The following is a 17,884-nucleotide window of genomic DNA, read 5'->3' as shown; positions in this document are numbered from 1 at the left end:
AAACTTTTGCATTAGAAAATTTTTTGTTGTTAACCACACTAAAATTAGACTGTCTTTTTTGCTTTGTGTAACACACTTTGAACCTTGTTTCCTAATTCATTCAGAGTGAATGGTTTTGGCAAAAAGTGAAAATCTTCTATATTGATGTCATCACTCTTTAAAAAAGCATCTTCTGCATACCCAGAAATAAAAATAACGTTGATATTTGGCCTATGGATCAATGCTTCTTTAACTATTTCTGGGCCGCTCACCTCTGGCATGATTACATCAGTGATTATAAGATCTATCTGTTGACTTTTTTTACTGATTATTTCTAGCACCTCGCTGCCTATGCTTGCTTCTATTACATCAAATCCTTTTCTTTTGAGTGCTTTAGAGATGAATTCCCTTACTGAATCTTCATCTTCGATTAATAAAATTATACCATTACCTTTAATTTCACTTACTACCGGTTTTTCTGTTTCTTCACTATCTTCCTCTCTATCATTTTCATCTGATATGTAAACCATGGGCAAAAATATGCTAAATTTAGTTCCATGATTTACTTTGCTAGCAACATAGATGTATCCTTCAGTTTGTTTAATAATGCCATATACAGTAGAGAGGCCAAGACCTGTACCAGAGGTAATATCTTTGGTAGAAAAAAATGGATCAAAGATCTTTTCAGTTGTATCACTCGTCATTCCACATCCAGTATCAATTACTTCAATCACAACATAATTTCCATGTTCAATCGCTTCCTTGTCTGGAGAAAACATATCCTGAGGTGTAGAATTTAATGAGTCAATCTTTTGATTAAAGGTTCGTATAGTTAATTCTCCGCCCTTTTCCATAGCAGCACTAGCATTGACTGCTAAGTTAAGTATAACTTGCTCTAATTGCCCTTGATCAGCCCTAACAGCACCCAAGTCTCTACCATAATAAATATTAAATTTTATATTTTCACCTATTAATCTTTTTATCATTTCATAAAGATTAGCTATAGTATTATTTACATCAATAATTTTTGGCTGCAAGGTCTGTCTTCTTGAGAAAGCAAGCAATTGTCTTACTAAATTTGATCCACGCTTTGCATTTTGCTGTATCTGTATTATATCTCCAAAAGATGGGTCACCAGCTGAGTGTTGGAGTAAAAGCAAATCGCAAAATCCTATTATCCCAGTCAATATATTGTTGAAATCATGCGCAATACCACCTGCTAACTGCCCTATAGCTTGCATCTTTTGATAATGCTCAAGCTTTATCTCTAGGTTTTTGTGTTCAGTATTGTCAATAAAATAACAAAGTATGAAGATCATTTTATTATGAAGAAACTTATTGAAATATATTTTTATGTTATTACCGCCGTTGAGCTGTACATCAAAAGACGCATTATTTATTCTATTACTCGAAAAATATTCACGTATTTTCACATGATAACTATCCAATATCAACGTAAAGATTGAATTATTATCTGACCCTGCAAGCTTTATTAGTGCCGTATTTTTCTTTACAAAGTTGCCGTTTATGTCACATTGTGCAATAGCAATTGATGAATTTGCAAAACAAGGGTGTAATTGATAATCAACAATATTTGATTCGGTTGGTGTTATAAAGCCATATATATAGCTATGGTTGTATTTATCACAAAATATAGCAGTGCTCATATAAGCCTTGAATGGAATACCACTTATAGTAAAAAACAAAATTTCATTATCGGTTGTTGTATTGTTATATTTAGATTGAGATATAAAATCACTGATTGAGCTACCTTTTTCCAGTTTTTTCAGTTCAAATATGTCTAAAAATCTTTTATTTACAGATAAAATCACCCCTTTGGCATTTGCAATGTAAGTTCCTATGCTGTGTTTTTCTATTAACTCTTCATATATCTGCTCCTTGTTTATCTGTGTTGCTTTTAATACAAAATACCCATCTGGCCTTGCTATTGGCACTAATGATAAATTTAAAATCTTATTACTATTTATAGCAATTTGGGGATTATCTGGTATCGGCTCAAAGAGCAAAAGAAAGTTAGATACTCTATTCTTCTTGTTTAAGGAAATGTATACCTGTACAGAAGAGTTATTTTTTAGTGCATGATAGAGTACTTTTTTGTCTGCTTCTGAAACATCTCCTATTTCAAGAATCTTGCCTAACGTAATGTCATCATCTATATGATCTTTAAACCTTTCGTAGAACCTTGCATCAGCATAAATAATACCTTCATCTTTATGTAAAATAAGGCAAAATTCTGTATTATGATTTAGTGCATTTGCAAATATTGCATTTTGAAATTCTATAGTGTTAAGTAGGTATCTGTAGCGTTTTACATTATATATCATAAAGAGAGTTGTTAGAATGCTAACTAATAAATTAATCTCTATATTAATATGCTGACTATATATATCAAAAAAGTAGAGTATCGATATTGCTACTGGAGGTAAGAGCATAATAACTGCCATCACAACAATTGACATTCCATAATTTCTTAGTATAAAGTCAACCCTGTTCTCTTTTTTGTTATCTATGTATCTTTTATTCATTATTGTTACTTGGCATTGTTGTACATACGAAAATGTTCTATTATATTGATTTAATTATTATAGATTTATTAACGTCTTTGATAGATAATTATCATCCAAATCTAATTAAGTTCCTTAAATATCAGATATAACAATGTTAATAAGCTAGCAAGAGGATATTATGAAAAAACAAAAAACACAAGCATTTAAATGGTTCTGTGCACTAAGAGATAAGATCATAGAATCTTTCTTATTAATTGAAAAACAATCATCCGCAGAGCCAAAGATCGAAAAGAGAAAGTGGGATCGCCCAGGTGGTGGAGGTGGTGAATCTACAATTATTTTTGGTAATGTTTTTGAAAAAGTTGGAGTAAACGTTTCAAAAGTACACGGAAAATTTGCAGATTCAGCCATTAATGAAATTCCTGGTGCAAGTGAAAGTAACGGAGAGTTCTGGGCAAGCGGTATATCTTTAGTGTCTCATATGCAATCGCCCCTTATCCCTGCAGCGCATATGAACACAAGGCTGATATATACTTCAAAACAATGGTTTGGTGGAGGAATGGATTTTACGCCAATACATAGAAATGAAGAAGATTGCAAGTATATTCATGAATCAATCAAAATGACATGTGATAGATTTGACACCGGATATTATCCAAAATTTAAAGAGCAATGTGACAATTATTTTTTCTTACAACACAGAAAAGAGCCACGTGGTATTGGTGGTATTTTCTATGATAATCTGAGTTCTGGTAATTGGGAAAATGATTTTGAGTTCACAAAAGCAGTAGGTGAAGCCTTTTTGGAAATTTATTCGCACGTCATACGTAAACATATGCAAAAATCTTGGACAAAAGAACAACGAGAAAATCAATTAATAAAACGTGGCAGATATGTAGAATTCAATCTGTTATACGATCGTGGCACAAGGTTTGGTTTAATGACTGACGGCAATCCAGATGCAATTATGATGTCAATGCCACCACTTGTTAAGTGGTTATAGAGAGCTGCTGTTAGTAGAAAATAAATCATCATAGTTTAAAATTGTACCATGGTAGTGAGCTTTTATATAGGGGGTATAATCATGGGCATAATAGATAATTTTTTAATTAAATCTGTCAAAAACAATGACATAAAAGGTGTTAAACTGACTCTAATTCTCTATGATGCATTAAATAGTTTTAGAAAATTCTTTTCAAAGACTATGTCTCTCAAGAATACAGGATCATTTGATATAAATAATAATCAAGCTTTAAATCAGGCTTTAGGACATGCTACAGATCACAAAATAATGGAATTGCTGATTAATCGTGGAGCTGATATCCACTCAATAGATGAGAATGGAAAGAATGTTATATAGCTCTTTTTACAATAATCCGAACAGACCGTAATATGCTACTGGCCTGCTATAGCCATAAACACATATCTTATCGCATTCGGACTATTATAAGAAAGACTATAATTCGTGTTCTTGAGAGTTTAGCAGAATCAAAAAATCTAAAATTGGATAGTGAGAAAAACTTACCAGCAGAGATAATTCTTCACCCCACAGTTTCCTTTTTACTAGGAAAAGGCGCAGAGTATTATTCTACAGATGATTTGAATGTTGAAGCTATACAACAAAAACCTCCTAGAACCTCTGAATATGAGCCAATGACTATGTACGCTGAGGTGAACAACAATGTAATACCACCTCAAAAACCTTCTAGAACTTTTGAGTATAAGCCAAAGAGCACTAATTATGATGCTTTGCCTTCAAAAGAGCCAATTTACGCTGAGGTGTATGATGCTAAGGTTAGTAACTCATTAGGGGAGAATGGTTATTTGAGTGTATCAGAAGAATCTATTTATGCTGAAATATATGATTCACATAAAAAATCCACTGAAAATTTATCATTGGAAGACAGTGGTTATTTGAGTATATCAGAAGAACCTATTTATTGCACTATAGATGATCTTTCAGAACAAAAAAGCCTACTAGCCTAAAACAGAAAGAGCCAGAACAGTCGTCAGAACCTATTTATGCTAGGGTAGATTTGTCCAAGAAAAGAGCAGAAAGAAAAGCAAAAGACATAAAAGCTAATTCTGGAACTTGCCATGGGTTAGTGCAAGATAAAGTGAATGATTGGCAAGTGAAGCTAAATGAGCTAAGTGCTAATAAGTCGATAAGTCAGCAACAGACTAATGATCAAAAAATTAAGACCAAGGCTGGCTTTAGTGTAGAAGAAATAAGGCAGAAATATGAGCGTAGAGATTCTGGCTACGATTCTGGCTATGATTCCGATACAAAAGTTGAACAACAATTAGAATTAGCTCCTAAATCTGAGATAGGTTCAGTGAGTATTGAGCATGGAGTAATAGGAGGCTGTCGATATAAGATTACTGATATATCCCTCTAACTATGTGATTCAAAATAATTGAATTGACTTTATATATGTAATCGATATAACCTAGTTAGATTCAAGTTGACTCTTTCGTCTAGTGGTTAGGACACCACCCTTTCACGGTGGTAACACGGGTTCAAATCCCGTAAGAGTCACTCAAGTAGAATATAATTAAAGTTTTGAATGGGAAAAATTAGGCTCTATGTTGAAGAAGCTTTATCACAAGGCGTGAGTTTAGCACTTAATCCACAACAAAGTCACTATATTTGCAATGTAATGCGGCTTAAGAAGTATGATAATCTCTCTCTTTTTAATGGAAAAGATGGAGAATGGTTAGGAGAAGTAGTTAATATATCGCGTAAATTGACAGAAGTTACACCCAAAGAATGCACTAAACAACAGCAATATGAGGAAAATTTATACCTGTATTGTGCCATGGTAAAAAGTGCTGCTTTGAACAACATAGTAAGACAGGCAACTGAAATGGGAGTAATCTGCATTCAATTTATTTCAACGGAACGTACAGTGGTAAAAAATATTAACCTAAGTAGAGCAAAATTACAAGCAATCGAAGCAGCGGAACAATCAGGTAGGATAAGTATACCAGAGATTTTGCCTCCTATTAACTTTTGTGAGTTACCTGATTCCCAGAGTAAAAATTTTGTTTTGTGTGATGAAACAGGTAAAGCTGACAAAGTGCTGAAAGGCAAAAAAAATGTTGCTATTATTGTTGGCCCTGAAGGTGGTTTTTCATCTTATGAACTTGATCTTGCCGATAAGTTTTGTCAAAAATTGAGTCTAGGAAAAAGAATTTTAAGGGTCGATACTGCTGTAGTTGCTGCACTCACTTTCACCAATTGGTGTAGCTAGATTTTTAAATATGGCTAAGATAAAGAAATCTGGTTCAGTGTTGCGCGCACAAAAACTCTGTAGACTCTCTACGAAGCAGTCTGTTGTTAAAGAGTAGCTAATAAAAAACATATTCTAAGATAATATTAAATCTCGTATTATATTTTTTCTAAAGTAAACAAATGAATCTTGCATTTTGCCTGAGTTATTGATACTCTGAGTAAAGAAGTCGGGGCGTAGCGCAGCCTGGTAGCGCATTTGGTTTGGGACCAAAGGGTCGTGAGTTCAAATCTCTCCGCCCCGATGTTAGTATAATTGTAAGAACGCTGTAACATAAGAGCAATCTCCATCAGTAAGCAAGTAGCTGACACTGGAATGACATTATTCACCATGTAAATTATGGCATATTACATTTTAACGCTCAAGTTTATAAAATAATTGACAATGTTAATTTTCTAATTTATAAATAGATTTTGAAATGATTACCGAAGGAGGTATAGAGTTTGATAGAAGTATCAGTCCATTATGGTGATGTAGACAGAGCTCTTCCAGTATTGAAAAAAACAATTCAAAAGGAAGGAAGAGGGTTAAAAATGAAAAAACAATATCATGAAAAAAAATCAGAAAAGAGAGCTAAAAAGAAAGCTGAAGCTAAAAAAAAGAGGTACCAACAGGAGTGCAGAAGGCAGCGTTATGGTTGGTAGTTTGTACTCAGGTTAATAGTTTGTCATTGGTTATTTTATGAATATTCACGAATATCAAGCGAAAGAAGTTTTGCATAAATTTAATGTCCCAGTGCCAAAAGGTTTTGTTGCTACATCTGCGGAAGAAGTAAAGACTCAAGTAAGTCAATTGAAATCTGACGTGTTTGTAGTTAAAGCTCAAATTCATGCAGGTGGTAGGGGTAAAGCCGGTGGCGTAAAGCTAGCAAAGTCGGTTGAAGAAGCTCGACAGTTTGTAAAGGACATGATTGGTATGACTTTAGTTACTCATCAAACAGGGCCAAGCGGGCAGCAAGTAAGAAAAGTGTACGTTGAAGAAGGCTCAAGCATTAAGAAAGAGTATTATTTAAGCCTGGTAATCGACCCGAAGCTCAGTAGGCCAATATTCATATTTTCCTCAGAAGGTGGAATGGACATCGAAGAAGTGGCAAAAAATTCTCCTGCAAAAATTGTGAAATTTGATATTGATTCTGCTACAAGTTTTGATAGCAGCAAGTTAAGCAGCAGTTTTCATTTGAGTCCAGAACAAATAGAAAAGATATCGAACATTGCAAAAAAAATATATGATGCGTTTATTGCAACTGATGCGAGCCAAATTGAAATTAATCCACTGGTTGAAACAAATTCTGGAGATTTTATTGCGCTCGATGCGAAAATTAATTTCGATGATAATGCTTTATATCGTCACCCAGAAATTATGGAACTTCGTGATTATGATGAGGAAGTGAAAGAAGAGATAGAGGCTTCAAAGTATGGGCTCAGTTACATCAAAATGGATGGCAGTATTGGTTGCATGGTAAATGGTGCAGGTCTTGCTATGGCAACAATGGATATAATAAAATACTACGGAGCAGAGCCTGCTAACTTTTTGGATGTTGGTGGTGGAGCGAGTAAAGAAACTGTAACTGAAGCATTTAAAATCATATTGTCTGATAGCAACGTAAGAGGAATTTTGGTTAATATATTTGGTGGTATAATGCGTTGCGATATTATCGCAAGTGGAATTGTTGCGGCTGCAAAAGAAATGAGCATTAAAGTTCCTCTAGTGGTTAGATTATCAGGTACTAATTTTGAAGAAGGAAAAAAAATCTTAGAAGAGTCAGGATTAAATATTATTGCTGCAGATGAACTGGGTGATGCTGCACAAAAGATAGTAAAAGAGGTAAAATAAAGCATGTCCGTTTTAGTAAACAAAGATACAAGATTAATGTGCCAGGGTTTTACTGGTGCACAAGGCACATTTCATTCAGAGCAAGCAATTGATTACGGAACGAAAATGGTGGGAGGTGTAACTCCTGGAAAGGGTGGTAGCACTCACCTTAATTTACCGGTTTTTAATACTGTAGCAGAAGCCAAAGAAAAAACCGGTGCAAATGCTACAGTTATATATGTACCTGCTAAATTTGCTGCTGCTGCAATACTTGAAGCAATAGATGCAAAAATAGAATTGATAATTTGTATTACAGAGGGCATTCCTATACTTGATGTGGTGAAAGTTAAGCGTGCGCTTATCTGCTCAAAAAGTCGATTGATTGGTCCCAACTGTCCGGGAATTATTACACCTGAAGAATGCAAAATAGGAATTATGCCTGGCCATATCCATAAGCGTGGACACATAGGAATTATGTCTCGCTCCGGAACTTTAACTTACGAGGCAGTAGCACAAACAACCGCTGTTGGTCTTGGTCAATCCACGTGTATCGGAATTGGGGGGGATCCAATTCATGGTATGACATTTGTCGACTGTATGGAGCTCTTTTTAAAAGATGGCGATACTCATGGTATTGTAGTTATTGGTGAAATAGGTGGAAACGAAGAAGAAGATGTATCACATTTTGTGAAAACAGAAAAAACTAAAAAGCCAATCGTTGGTTTTGTAGCAGGCCAAACGGCACCTCCAGGAAGACGTATGGGACACGCTGGAGCAATCATCTCCTCCAGCGGTGGAAGTGCTGGTGCAAAACTAGAAGTTATGCGGAGTGCCGGAATTGCAATTGCTGAAACCCCTGCAGTAATTGGTAAGAAGGTATTGGAAGTAATGCATCACTAGAATTAGGGTCACAAAAACCCTATATCACCGGTCATGAATACGTTATTTGCCCATTCGATTAATAACTTGCCTCCTGGTAAATTTACTGAAGTCTGTTGGGCAACCAGATATCCACGTAGTGTGGATGCAACAAGTGCTGCACAGGCTGCACTACCGCATGATGCAGTAATGCCTGTACCTCTTTCCCAAACTCTTAAAGCTATTTCTCCAGACTTTTCAACTTGTGCAATACTAATATTAATTTTCTGAGGAAATAATACGTGACTTTCCAACTTTGATCCTAAACTTTGCAATGGTATTTCATTTACGTTATCAACAAAAAAAACTATGTGAGGATTACCAATATTTACTGCAACAGGATCTTTTAGCATTTCAAGCTCTATAGGTAAGTGAAGAGTGTCACACTCAGTAGACAAGGGAATTTCATGCCATTTTAGCAAAGGTTTGCCCATGTTAACCTTTATGGATTTATCACCCACTTTAAAACACTCTAAAATGCGTTTGTTTACCAGCTCAATAGTGATATACTCAGTACCTTTTTCTGACATTATCAAATATCCAACACAGCGTGCTGCGTTTCCGCACATTTCAGCTCGACTGCCATCAGCATTATAGATATGCATAAAACAGTCTGCAGCATTAGACATTGTTATAATTATCACTTGATCACAACTGCTTTGATCAGCAATTTGTCTATGGTTCCAGTCTAAATTGTTTGTTGAACGTGAGTCTATGATAACGAAGTTGTTACCAGTGCCGTGCATTTTGATAAAATTTTCAGGACCTTGGCCACTCATCATAAAAAAACATTTCTTCTATTGGTCTCCTTTTTTTCTTACTTGTTTCAGCGCCCTCTTCTTCGTAACCAACCGCTATCACTGACATTACGTTAAAGTCATTGGGTATATTGAACTCTTTCACTATTTTATCTCTATCAAATCCACCCATTTGATGGGCCATTAAGTTCATAACTGCAGCTTGTAACATAAGTCCATAATTCGCTGCACCAGTATCGTGATTAGCCCAAAAATTTTCACCTTTATCAGATTTGCGGAAATTCTTAGCGCTTAAAGATATGATTAACACTTGTGCATCTTTTGCCCACTTTTGATTAGATTCATCAAGATAATTTAGCAATTTTTCCCATGCGTTTTGATTGCTCTGTTTATTGCATATCACATATCTCCAAGGTTCATCACCAAAACATGAGGGAGTCAGCCTTACAGCTTCCATTAAAATATCCATGTCTTCCTGAGATATTGCTCTTGTAGGATCGTATGAACGTCCGCTGTGCCTTGCTTTCATCAACGATAATAGATCTTGTTTACTCATCATTTTTAATTTAATAGTGCATAAATAATTCATTGTAGCACAATATAAGCAAAACTTAAATTGCAAAACCTCTCATACACATATATTATATTTAATAAGTTATTTTTATTGGGAAGGTATGTTTATAACACAATCTAGCAGCAGATCAACACTGGCTGAAATATTGTCTTGCGTTTTACTTTTATTCTTGATGGCTCAAATAAGCATACCATTGCAGCCTGTGCCTATCACATTGCAAACTTTAGGAGTAATGCTTATTGGGCTTAAATTTAACCGCAGAACAGCATTCTATTCTGTGCTTACATATCTATCACTTGGTGCAGCAGGATTGCCTGTTCTTGCAAATTTTTCTGGTGGTTATCACGCTCTCCTTGGACCAACAGGTGGATATTTAATTGGCTTTTTAGCTGCTGTTATGGTAATGAGCAAAGTAAATGAATTACTGAACTCTAAGTATAAATCATTTGTGTGTAATTCTTTAAGTTGTCTGGCTGGTACAGTTGTAATCTTTATTTGTGGTGTTAGTTGGCTTGCTGTTTACTTGGGTCTGGAACAAGCAATAATGGTGGGTGTTTTACCATTTATCCTTCCTGGTTTGATAAAAATTTTTCTACTTGTAGCAGCTTTGCAATATTTGAAAAAATGATAAAATTCCGCCCTCATCATTTCATGTGCACCCTCGCGTTTCGGGGATATGGGTATTCTCAGGGTTTTGTAGAAAATTATAAAAAGATAGCAAGCAAAGTAATTAGTACTCAAATCGAAGTAGTTGGTAACCTTGATAGTATCTGTAGTGCTTGTCCAAATCAGACTAAACAAGGTAAATGCACCACACAAGCTAAAGTTTTAGAGCTAGATAGAAGGCATATGGAAATTTTAGGAATTAAAATTGGCGAGACTTTGACCTGGAGTGAAGCGGTAGAAAAGATTAGGGAGAAAATGTCTTTAGAGAAATTCGAGTACGCATGTGAGGGGTGCAACTGGCAGCCATATGGAATATGTAAAAATGCCCTTTTAAATCTACAAAGGTAGTTGACAAAATGTTAAGATAAATTGAAGCATTTTTGTGGAAATAAAGCGAAATATGGAAGACAAAAGATAAATGCATTCTGAAAGGCTACACAGCATGTTCGTCCCGCTGATTAATAATATCTTTATTATTGTATGAGATAGGTGATTTAGCATTTATGAATTTGTAATGTGTTGCATATAGCTCAAAGAAATAAGGTTTACTGGTTACACGCTGCAGCCAATGCCACAACACTAGGACCTATGTTTATCTGCATGTTAATTTGCGTTGTGATTTTATGGAGGTCTTCTGTTACCTATGCTAGTGAAAATTTGGAGATACAGAAGGCCTTTGATAGTGTTGTCAAGCATATAAAAGCTGATAAAAAATATAAAGATCTTGATGTTATTGAGAGAAAAAGTGATAAATTTAACATCAAAATTGCGCAGAATTCTGGCAAGAGTTTTGACATATACTCTACTTTAAAAAAAGCAAAAGATTCCTTTGAATCAGGAGATAATGAAACAGCTATTTCTATCCTTAATCAGATCATTGCAAAGTTTCCTTATCATAAAAATGCTTTAATTGGATTGGGAAATATTTATTACGCTAATAAAGAATACAAAAAAGCTGTAGAGATTTACACAAGACTGTTAAAAGAACACCCTAGTAACCCTTACATATTAAAAAATTTTCTGACGATAATCTCACAATATGATCCTGATCTGGCGTTGAGTGAAATGTTAAAATTGTATGATATACATAAAAATTATGCTCCTTTATTAGCAAATTTAGGTCTGATCTATATGAAAAAGGAGGATTATGTAAAAGGTAAAGAGTATATGATAACTGCTATTTCCCTCGATGAAAACAATATTTTTTATACTTATAATTTAGCTGTTATTCTAGATAAACTTTCAGATTTTCAAAATGCTACAATATTCTACTTAAAGTTGTTAAACATGGCTACAACTTCGAAAGATGTGAGTGAAAAAATACCTTTATACAAAGTGACAGCAAGACTAAAATTTATAAAACTTCACAGCACGCACCCAAAGATTTCATAAAAGCTTATAGCTTACCTAAAGCTAATTTATCGCTATTTTTGTTTACAATAATAATATTGAGCTATAGAATTAGATCTAAAGGGGCAATTAGCTCAGCTGGTAGAGCATCTCGTTTACACCGAGGAGGTCGGCAGTTCAAGTCTGTCATTGCCCATTTGCTTAACTGAATGTTAGTATTATTAATTACTTCAATTAAAGTATAGAAAATGCAGGATAATATAGTACCAATCTCAATAGTAAAAGAGCTGGAAGATTCTTATCTTTCCTACGCAATGAGCGTTATCATAAGCAGGGCTATACCTGACGTGCGGGATGGATTTAAACCTGTTCATAGGCGTATATTATATGCAATGTCGAGAGCTGGATTCGATGCCGGTAAGCCATATAAAAAAGCGGCTCGTATAGTTGGGGACGTAATGGGGAAATATCACCCACATGGTGATGCAGCTATTTACGATTCCTTGGTTAGGATGGCTCAAGATTTCTCTCTTCTTTTACCGCTTATTGATGGGCAAGGTAACTTTGGTTCGATAGATGGAGATCCACCAGCTTCAATGCGATACACAGAAGCAAGACTTCAAAAAGTGTCACACTTTTTACTGAATGATATTGATGAAGATACAGTTAATTTTAGGCCAAACTACGATGGAAATGAAACAGAACCAGTTGTGCTGCCTGCAGAGTTTCCGAATCTATTGGTAAACGGTGCAAGTGGTGTTGCAGTTGGTATGGCAACCAATATTCCTTCTCATAATCTTGGAGAAATAATAGATGCTTGTATATTATATGTAGATAATTCTGAAGTTACTTTGGATGAGTTACTTGAAGTGATGCCAGGGCCGGATTTCCCAACTGGGGGAACGATTCTTGGAAGGTCTGGAATAAAATCAGCATTTGCAACTGGTCGTGGATCAATTGTTGTGCAAGGCAAGACTCACATAGAAGACCTGCCACAAGATAGGCAAGCAATAGTGATTGATGAAATACCTTACCAGGTAAATAAAGTAAAATTAATTGAGAAGATAGGTGAGCTTGTAAAAGAAAAAAGAATTGATGGCATAACAGAAATTAGGGATGAGTCCGATAAGTCTGGTATTAGAGTAGTAATTGACCTCAGAAGAAATGCTGAAGCAAGTTTTATACTTAATCAAATATTGGGACTAACTCCACTAAGAAGTAGTTTTAGTGTTAACACTTTAGTACTCAATAACAATAGACCTGCTTTGATGTCGTTAAAAGAAATCATAGCTGCTTTTGTTGACTTTAGAAAAGAAGTGTTAATCAGGAGAACAGAATTTCGTCTAAGAAAAACGAGAGAAAAAGCTCATATATATATAGGGCTCTACATTGCGGTCCTCAGCATAGATGAAGTGATAAAAATCATCCGCGGTGCAAAAGATCCTGCGGAAGCAAGTAGAGAACTTTTAAATAAAGAATGGAAAACTTCGAATGAAATCAACACTATCATCGAGTTGATTTCAGATAGCGCAAGCTTTTTGAAAGATGGAGTGTATAGATTAACTGAGCTACAAATTAAAGCTATCCTTGATATGAAACTGCAGCGTTTAACAGGCCTTGAAAAAGACAAATTAGAAGCTGAGCTAAGTTCAATGATCAACCTGATAAAAGAATATATCGCTTTTCTTGGCTCAGAAGAGAAGTTGATGAAGGAAATAAAAAACAATCTACAAGAAATAAAGAACAGATTTGCTGTGCCGCGAAAAACTTCAATAGAGGAATCAGATACGGACATTGAAGCTGAAGATCTAATTCCACAAGAGGATATGGTGATAACCGTAACTATGAATGGTTATATCAAGCGTGTGAAGCTTTCTCACTACAGAACTCAGCGTCGTGGTGGAAAAGGAAAGCTAGGACAAGGATTAAAAGAAGAGGATGTAATCACAAAATTATTTGTTGGGAATACCCACACTAGCCTCTTATTCTTTTCTAATATTGGTCGAGTTTATAGATTAAAAGTTTATAAGTTGCCTCTTGCAGAACCAACTGCACGTGGAAGAGCACTTGTTAACATATTTCCGCTTAGCGATGGTGAAACTATAACTAATATCATGCCATTGCCAAGTGAAAATGACGAAAATCAAAACATAGTTTTTGCTACTGCCCATGGAAACATAAGGCGTAACTCTTTAGCGGACTTTCACTATATTCCAAGCAATGGAAAAATAGCAATAAAGCTCGATGAAGGAGACAAATTAATATCGGTTAAAGTATGCAATGCAATTGATCATGTTTTTCTTTCAACAAGATTCGGCAAAAGTATCAGATTTGTTGTAAGTGATGTGCGTCAATTTAAAAGTCGCAATTCAGATGGCGTAAGAGGTATCAAACTTGCAAAGAATGACAGCGTGATATCCATGACCATATTAAATGGGATAGGTGTAGCAACAGAAACAAAAGAACTTTACTTAAAAGTTCCACTTGCAAAAAGACTGGGAACTGCAATTAATAACTCCATTGATTCTAAATTGAAAAAGACTTTAAATGATTTAGGAATAGATAACGAATTATTCTTAAAACTTGCAGTGAATGAGGAGTTTATATTAACTATTACTGAAAATGGCTTTGGTAAAAGAACTTCTGCGTATGAGTATAGAATAACTAACAGGGGTGGTGTTGGTATCACCAATATTCTTACTACTAGCAGAAATGGTAATGTTATTGCTAGTTTTCCAGTTGAGCAGGGTGATAATATAATGCTTATTACAGATAAAGGAAAGTTAATTCGTATTTCAGTAAATGATATCAGGATTGCAGGACGTAGCACTCAGGGAGTAACTCTATTTAAAACAGAAAGTAGAGAAAAGGTGGTGTCAGTAGCGAAAATTGAAGATCCTGATTCCACTGAAGATAGTATTTCTGAAGTTGAAAACTCTATCTCTTCTCAACTGTAGTACAGGTTAAACAAAAAGCGCAAGTTTTTGTTGATTAATACGCAGTATTTAAATTAAAATATATACTTATGGCTAAGTAAAGATCAATGGACAAAAATTTAACTAAAAATAAAAAACCACTGGCAGACAAAGAGGATAAAAAAACACCTCCTGTTAAAGATCTTACTAAAAGTAAGAGTAGGAGAGATTTTATAACATTAACTACATGCGCTATGGCAGGTATAGGAGCTGCAAGTGGACTTTGGCCACTGGTTAAATCTATGAATCCTTCTGCTGAAGTTCTAGCAACTTCCACAGTGGAAGTGAATTTGTCTGGAATTCAGGAAGGACATGGAGTAAAAGTAAAGTGGCAAGGTAAACCAGTATTCATTCGTAGACGCACAAAGCAAGAAATTGAGGCTGCAAGAGCTGTGAATGTGAAGAGCTTGAGGGATCCTCAATTAGATGAGCAGAGAGTATACGAAGGAAAAGACGAATGGTTAATCATGATCGGAATATGTACACATCTTGGGTGTGTACCGGTTGACCACGCTACAAGAGATGGTAATGGTTGGTTCTGTCCTTGCCACGGTTCATATTATGATACATCAGGCCGAGTGATTGGGGGTCCTGCACCAAAAAATATGGTTGTACCTGATTATTTTTTTCCCAGTGAGAATGTTGTGGTAATTGGCAAGAAGGCTTAACGGAACTCGTTAAAAAAAACTCACAGGATCAACATCTATTATCACTGCAATACTCGAATTCAAGTTACAATTTTTAATCCAATATTTCAGCTTTTTTTGTATAGATAAACTGTGTTTATTGTGTATTTTTAATAATACCCTATACCGATACTTATTATTTAAAAAATTTATCGCTGCTGGTGATGGGCCAAGAATTTCAAATTCCTTTTTGTCTACACCTACATTTTTTTCCTGGATACAAGTAGTTAAGCTACTTGGATGACAAAGAAGAGATTTTACTATTTCATTCGCTGCTTTTTGTGTTGCAATCTGATTCTTACCACAAATGATAAGCGCTATTAATCTGCTAAATGGTGGCATTTTGGCTTCACGTCTTGACTTAAGTTCAATTTCATAAAATGAGTCCCTTTTTTGATGCAGCAATGCTTTTATTATTGAACTTTCAGGGTTATTGGTTTGCACTATTACCATTCCTTTTTCATTAAACCTTCCTGACCTGCCTGCAACTTGGTGCAATAATTGATACGTCTTTTCCGCTGCTCTCAAATCAGAATTTTCGAGGCTCAAATCTGCATTCATTACTCCAACCAAAGTTAATTTGGGAAAATTGTGCCCTTTAGCAATTATTTGTGTGCCGATTATAATGTTCACCTCTTCTTTCAACACTAAGTCAATTACGTTACTAACCGACTTTTGATCGCTGCTTATCATCGCAGTTTTTGCGTTTGGTATTAATTTCACCATTTCTTCAAGTAACTTTTCAATTCCTATCCCGTAGAGGGACAACGGCTGTTCACTTTGGCAATTAGAGCATTTTTCTGGAAGTTTCAATTGATAAGAGCAGTGGTGGCACAAAAGAGCATTTTTTTTCTTGTGATATGTAAGCCAAACAGCACAATTTAAGCAGGAAATTTTATATCCACACTTTTTACAAACTGCCAGTTGTGCATACCCTCTGCGGTTTAGAAAAAGCATAACCTGCTGTTTTTTCTCTATGGTTTGTTTGATGCTTTCAAAAAGCTCAGAGGAGATCCATTGCTTGTTGTTCCTCATATCTACTACTTTAATGAGTGGCAATTCTGCACCACCAAATCGTTTAGTTAGCTTTACATGATTGTAATTCCCGTTTTTAACATGATGAATCGTTTCAAGCAGTGGAGTAGCTGATGATAAAATAATCGGAATATTTTCAAATTTGGCTAAGATTATCGCCATATCTCGAGCATTATATATAATTCCCTGTTCTTGTTTAAAAGATGAGTCGTGCTCTTCATCAACGATAATCAATTTTAGGTTTTTATAAGGCAAAAAAAGCGCTGACCGTGCACCAATAATTATCTGCGCATTTCCATTTGCTATATTGAGCCAATTATTCCGGCGAGTTTTTGGAGTGAGCCCTGAGTGCCATTCAACTAAGTTTTTTGATATCTGACCGCGAACACGATTTACCAATTGTGAAGTTAAAACAATTTCAGGTAGGAGGATTAAAATTTGTGTATTACCTTCTCCTGATGTCATTTCAACATATTCTGGTGTCATACTAGTACGTGGCAAAGACGGTATGCTAAATGTTACAGTGGGTTTTGCCTTGAGTATAAAGGTGTCATTCCAGTGCTTGACACTGGAATCCAGGAATTTTGATTGTAAATTAGGTATTGGTTTTAAGTTAAAATAAACATTTGTAATGAGGTTATATGAAAAACTGGATCCCAGTGTCAGGCTACTCGGATGACACCCTCTTGGTAGACCCAAATCACAATGTTCGTACAGTTGTGTCTCTGGGCACTGGGATGGTAAAGTCTGAGCAGCATTTGGAACGGCAGTGTAATTCTTAATCAATTGTGCAATCACAGAGAGATAAACTTCCGTTTTTCCAGATCCTGTCTCACCGTCAAGCAAAGTCACTGAATACTCGTTCAAATTGCTGATTATTTTATCACTAGCTATCTGCTGTTCAGGGCTTAACTGGCAACTTATTTCACTTGTTTCCTGCTTTTGTTCAACACAAACCAATTTATCTATGTGATTTACTTTTAACACTCCTCCCATTATCACTTTGGCAAGCATACCAATAGGTATTAAATTGTATTGTGCAACCCACTCTGCAAATGCAATCAATTTTGGTCTAATATTTGGTAAATCGATTTTTTGCTCAATAAATTTTAATTCTCGGTTACTTTTATCACTGTATTTCCAAACTATTCCGATTAAGCGTTTTTTGCCAAATGGCACCACTATGTAATCTCCAAGTAAAATCTCAGTATTTTCCTCAATTGCATATGAAAATAACTGATCAATTGGAAGTGGTAGTAATACGTCAACTGTTTTTGCCATAGTGATTGAGTTTAACATTGTTTTAAAGA

Annotated in this window: 17 protein-coding genes and 3 tRNA genes; 16 read left to right on the top strand and 4 right to left on the bottom strand. The window is 35.2% G+C overall.

Translation table 11 applies throughout. The features are described 5' to 3' along the window. Positions 1 to 44: 44 nt before the first annotated feature. Positions 45 to 2,525, bottom strand: a complete 2,481-nt coding sequence (locus OPR46_RS01190) for an ATP-binding protein (RefSeq protein ID WP_265043551.1) — start codon at positions 2,523 to 2,525, stop codon at positions 45 to 47. 160 nt (positions 2,526 to 2,685) lie between these two features. On the opposite strand from OPR46_RS01190, the gene hemF reads away from it, so the two are divergent. From hemF to sucD, 10 genes are all read left to right on the top strand, one after another. Beyond that, on the top strand, positions 2,686 to 3,510 hold the full coding sequence (gene hemF, locus OPR46_RS01185) for an oxygen-dependent coproporphyrinogen oxidase (RefSeq protein WP_265043549.1): 825 nt from the start codon (positions 2,686 to 2,688) through the stop codon (positions 3,508 to 3,510). An 81-nt stretch (positions 3,511 to 3,591) separates the two neighbouring features. Continuing rightward, complete coding sequence (locus tag OPR46_RS01180) at positions 3,592 to 3,867, top strand: hypothetical protein (RefSeq protein ID WP_265043548.1); 276 nt, start codon at positions 3,592 to 3,594, stop codon at positions 3,865 to 3,867. Positions 3,868 to 3,899: 32 nt separating this feature from the next. Beyond that, positions 3,900 to 4,493: a hypothetical protein gene (locus tag OPR46_RS01175; RefSeq protein ID WP_265043547.1), complete on the top strand. Its 594-nt coding sequence runs from the start codon at positions 3,900 to 3,902 to the stop codon at positions 4,491 to 4,493. Positions 4,494 to 4,543: 50 nt separating this feature from the next. After that, on the top strand, positions 4,544 to 4,906 hold the full coding sequence (locus tag OPR46_RS01170; RefSeq protein WP_223823129.1) for a hypothetical protein: 363 nt from the start codon (positions 4,544 to 4,546) through the stop codon (positions 4,904 to 4,906). A 68-nt stretch (positions 4,907 to 4,974) separates the two neighbouring features. Next, positions 4,975 to 5,046: transfer RNA gene (locus OPR46_RS01165), tRNA-Glu, on the top strand. A gap of 28 nt (positions 5,047 to 5,074) precedes the next feature. Next, positions 5,075 to 5,761 carry a 16S rRNA (uracil(1498)-N(3))-methyltransferase gene (locus OPR46_RS01160; RefSeq protein WP_006279818.1) on the top strand — a complete coding sequence of 229 codons (687 nt, stop codon included), beginning with the start codon at positions 5,075 to 5,077 and terminating at the stop codon, positions 5,759 to 5,761. 209 nt (positions 5,762 to 5,970) lie between these two features. Then, a tRNA-Pro gene (locus OPR46_RS01155) sits at positions 5,971 to 6,044 on the top strand. Between the two features lie 199 nt (positions 6,045 to 6,243). Continuing rightward, positions 6,244 to 6,444, top strand: a complete 201-nt coding sequence (gene rpsU, locus OPR46_RS01150) for a 30S ribosomal protein S21 (RefSeq protein WP_006279819.1) — start codon at positions 6,244 to 6,246, stop codon at positions 6,442 to 6,444. Positions 6,445 to 6,481: 37 nt separating this feature from the next. Beyond that, the gene (gene sucC / locus OPR46_RS01145; RefSeq protein ID WP_265043545.1) at positions 6,482 to 7,633 is read left to right on the top strand and encodes an ADP-forming succinate--CoA ligase subunit beta; all 1,152 of its coding nucleotides are present in this window, start codon (positions 6,482 to 6,484) and stop codon (positions 7,631 to 7,633) included. Between the two features lie 3 nt (positions 7,634 to 7,636). Next, positions 7,637 to 8,512 (top strand): succinate--CoA ligase subunit alpha, encoded by an 876-nt coding sequence (sucD, locus tag OPR46_RS01140; RefSeq protein ID WP_265043543.1) that lies wholly within the window; start codon positions 7,637 to 7,639, stop codon positions 8,510 to 8,512. A gap of 8 nt (positions 8,513 to 8,520) precedes the next feature. Here sucD and dapF read toward each other — a convergent pair whose 3' ends face one another. After that, on the bottom strand, positions 8,521 to 9,309 hold the full coding sequence (gene dapF / locus OPR46_RS01135) for a diaminopimelate epimerase (RefSeq protein ID WP_265044046.1): 789 nt from the start codon (positions 9,307 to 9,309) through the stop codon (positions 8,521 to 8,523). After that, on the bottom strand, positions 9,290 to 9,877 hold the full coding sequence (locus OPR46_RS01130; RefSeq protein WP_265043542.1) for a nitroreductase family protein: 588 nt from the start codon (positions 9,875 to 9,877) through the stop codon (positions 9,290 to 9,292). The genes dapF and OPR46_RS01130 overlap by 20 nt, the downstream gene beginning before the upstream one ends. Before the next feature lie 85 nt (positions 9,878 to 9,962). On the opposite strand from OPR46_RS01130, the gene OPR46_RS01125 reads away from it, so the two are divergent. From OPR46_RS01125 to petA, 6 genes are all read left to right on the top strand, one after another. Further along, positions 9,963 to 10,490 carry a biotin transporter BioY gene (locus OPR46_RS01125; protein WP_264705842.1) on the top strand — a complete coding sequence of 176 codons (528 nt, stop codon included), beginning with the start codon at positions 9,963 to 9,965 and terminating at the stop codon, positions 10,488 to 10,490. Further along, a complete protein-coding gene (locus tag OPR46_RS01120; protein WP_320109356.1) occupies positions 10,487 to 10,876 on the top strand; it encodes a DUF1284 domain-containing protein in 390 nt (129 codons plus the stop codon). Before OPR46_RS01125 ends, OPR46_RS01120 begins: the two co-directional genes overlap by 4 nt. Before the next feature lie 168 nt (positions 10,877 to 11,044). Then, positions 11,045 to 11,920, top strand: coding sequence for a tetratricopeptide repeat protein (locus OPR46_RS01115; RefSeq protein WP_265043538.1), 876 nt, complete (start codon positions 11,045 to 11,047; stop codon positions 11,918 to 11,920). Between the two features lie 81 nt (positions 11,921 to 12,001). Further along, positions 12,002 to 12,074 (top strand) — tRNA-Val (locus tag OPR46_RS01110). 52 nt (positions 12,075 to 12,126) lie between these two features. Next, the gene (gene gyrA / locus OPR46_RS01105) at positions 12,127 to 14,835 is read left to right on the top strand and encodes a DNA topoisomerase (ATP-hydrolyzing) subunit A (protein ID WP_265043536.1); all 2,709 of its coding nucleotides are present in this window, start codon (positions 12,127 to 12,129) and stop codon (positions 14,833 to 14,835) included. Between the two features lie 86 nt (positions 14,836 to 14,921). Beyond that, positions 14,922 to 15,521: a ubiquinol-cytochrome c reductase iron-sulfur subunit gene (petA, locus tag OPR46_RS01100; RefSeq protein ID WP_265043533.1), complete on the top strand. Its 600-nt coding sequence runs from the start codon at positions 14,922 to 14,924 to the stop codon at positions 15,519 to 15,521. Positions 15,522 to 15,530: 9 nt separating this feature from the next. Here the strand turns inward: petA and priA are convergent, their stop codons facing one another. Beyond that, positions 15,531 to 17,873, bottom strand: a complete 2,343-nt coding sequence (priA, locus tag OPR46_RS01095) for a replication restart helicase PriA (protein ID WP_265043531.1) — start codon at positions 17,871 to 17,873, stop codon at positions 15,531 to 15,533. Positions 17,874 to 17,884: the final 11 nt, after the last annotated feature.

The sequence above is a fragment of the Wolbachia endosymbiont (group A) of Scambus nigricans genome (assembly GCF_947251485.1).
Taxonomy (GTDB): domain Bacteria; phylum Pseudomonadota; class Alphaproteobacteria; order Rickettsiales; family Anaplasmataceae; genus Wolbachia; species Wolbachia pipientis.
The sequence above is the reverse complement of the archived record's forward strand: the minus strand, read 5'-3'. Positions and strand labels throughout refer to the sequence as shown.

What these genes read in the sequence shown, in the direction of transcription:
- OPR46_RS01190 (WP_265043551.1), bottom strand. Translation starts at nt 2,525, where the DNA reads ATGAATAAAAGATACATAGATAACAAAAAAGAGAACAGGGTTGACTTT.
- hemF (WP_265043549.1), top strand. Translation starts at nt 2,686, where the DNA reads ATGAAAAAACAAAAAACACAAGCATTTAAATGGTTCTGTGCACTAAGA.
- OPR46_RS01180 (WP_265043548.1), top strand. Translation starts at nt 3,592, where the DNA reads ATGGGCATAATAGATAATTTTTTAATTAAATCTGTCAAAAACAATGAC.
- OPR46_RS01175 (WP_265043547.1), top strand. Translation starts at nt 3,900, where the DNA reads ATGCTACTGGCCTGCTATAGCCATAAACACATATCTTATCGCATTCGG.
- OPR46_RS01160 (WP_006279818.1), top strand. Translation starts at nt 5,075, where the DNA reads ATGGGAAAAATTAGGCTCTATGTTGAAGAAGCTTTATCACAAGGCGTG.
- sucC (WP_265043545.1), top strand. Translation starts at nt 6,482, where the DNA reads ATGAATATTCACGAATATCAAGCGAAAGAAGTTTTGCATAAATTTAAT.
- sucD (WP_265043543.1), top strand. Translation starts at nt 7,637, where the DNA reads ATGTCCGTTTTAGTAAACAAAGATACAAGATTAATGTGCCAGGGTTTT.
- dapF (WP_265044046.1), bottom strand. Translation starts at nt 9,309, where the DNA reads ATGAGTGGCCAAGGTCCTGAAAATTTTATCAAAATGCACGGCACTGGT.
- OPR46_RS01130 (WP_265043542.1), bottom strand. Translation starts at nt 9,877, where the DNA reads ATGAATTATTTATGCACTATTAAATTAAAAATGATGAGTAAACAAGAT.
- OPR46_RS01125 (WP_264705842.1), top strand. Translation starts at nt 9,963, where the DNA reads ATGTTTATAACACAATCTAGCAGCAGATCAACACTGGCTGAAATATTG.
- OPR46_RS01120 (WP_320109356.1), top strand. Translation starts at nt 10,487, where the DNA reads ATGATAAAATTCCGCCCTCATCATTTCATGTGCACCCTCGCGTTTCGG.
- gyrA (WP_265043536.1), top strand. Translation starts at nt 12,127, where the DNA reads ATGCAGGATAATATAGTACCAATCTCAATAGTAAAAGAGCTGGAAGAT.
- petA (WP_265043533.1), top strand. Translation starts at nt 14,922, where the DNA reads ATGGACAAAAATTTAACTAAAAATAAAAAACCACTGGCAGACAAAGAG.
- priA (WP_265043531.1), bottom strand. Translation starts at nt 17,873, where the DNA reads ATGTTAAACTCAATCACTATGGCAAAAACAGTTGACGTATTACTACCA.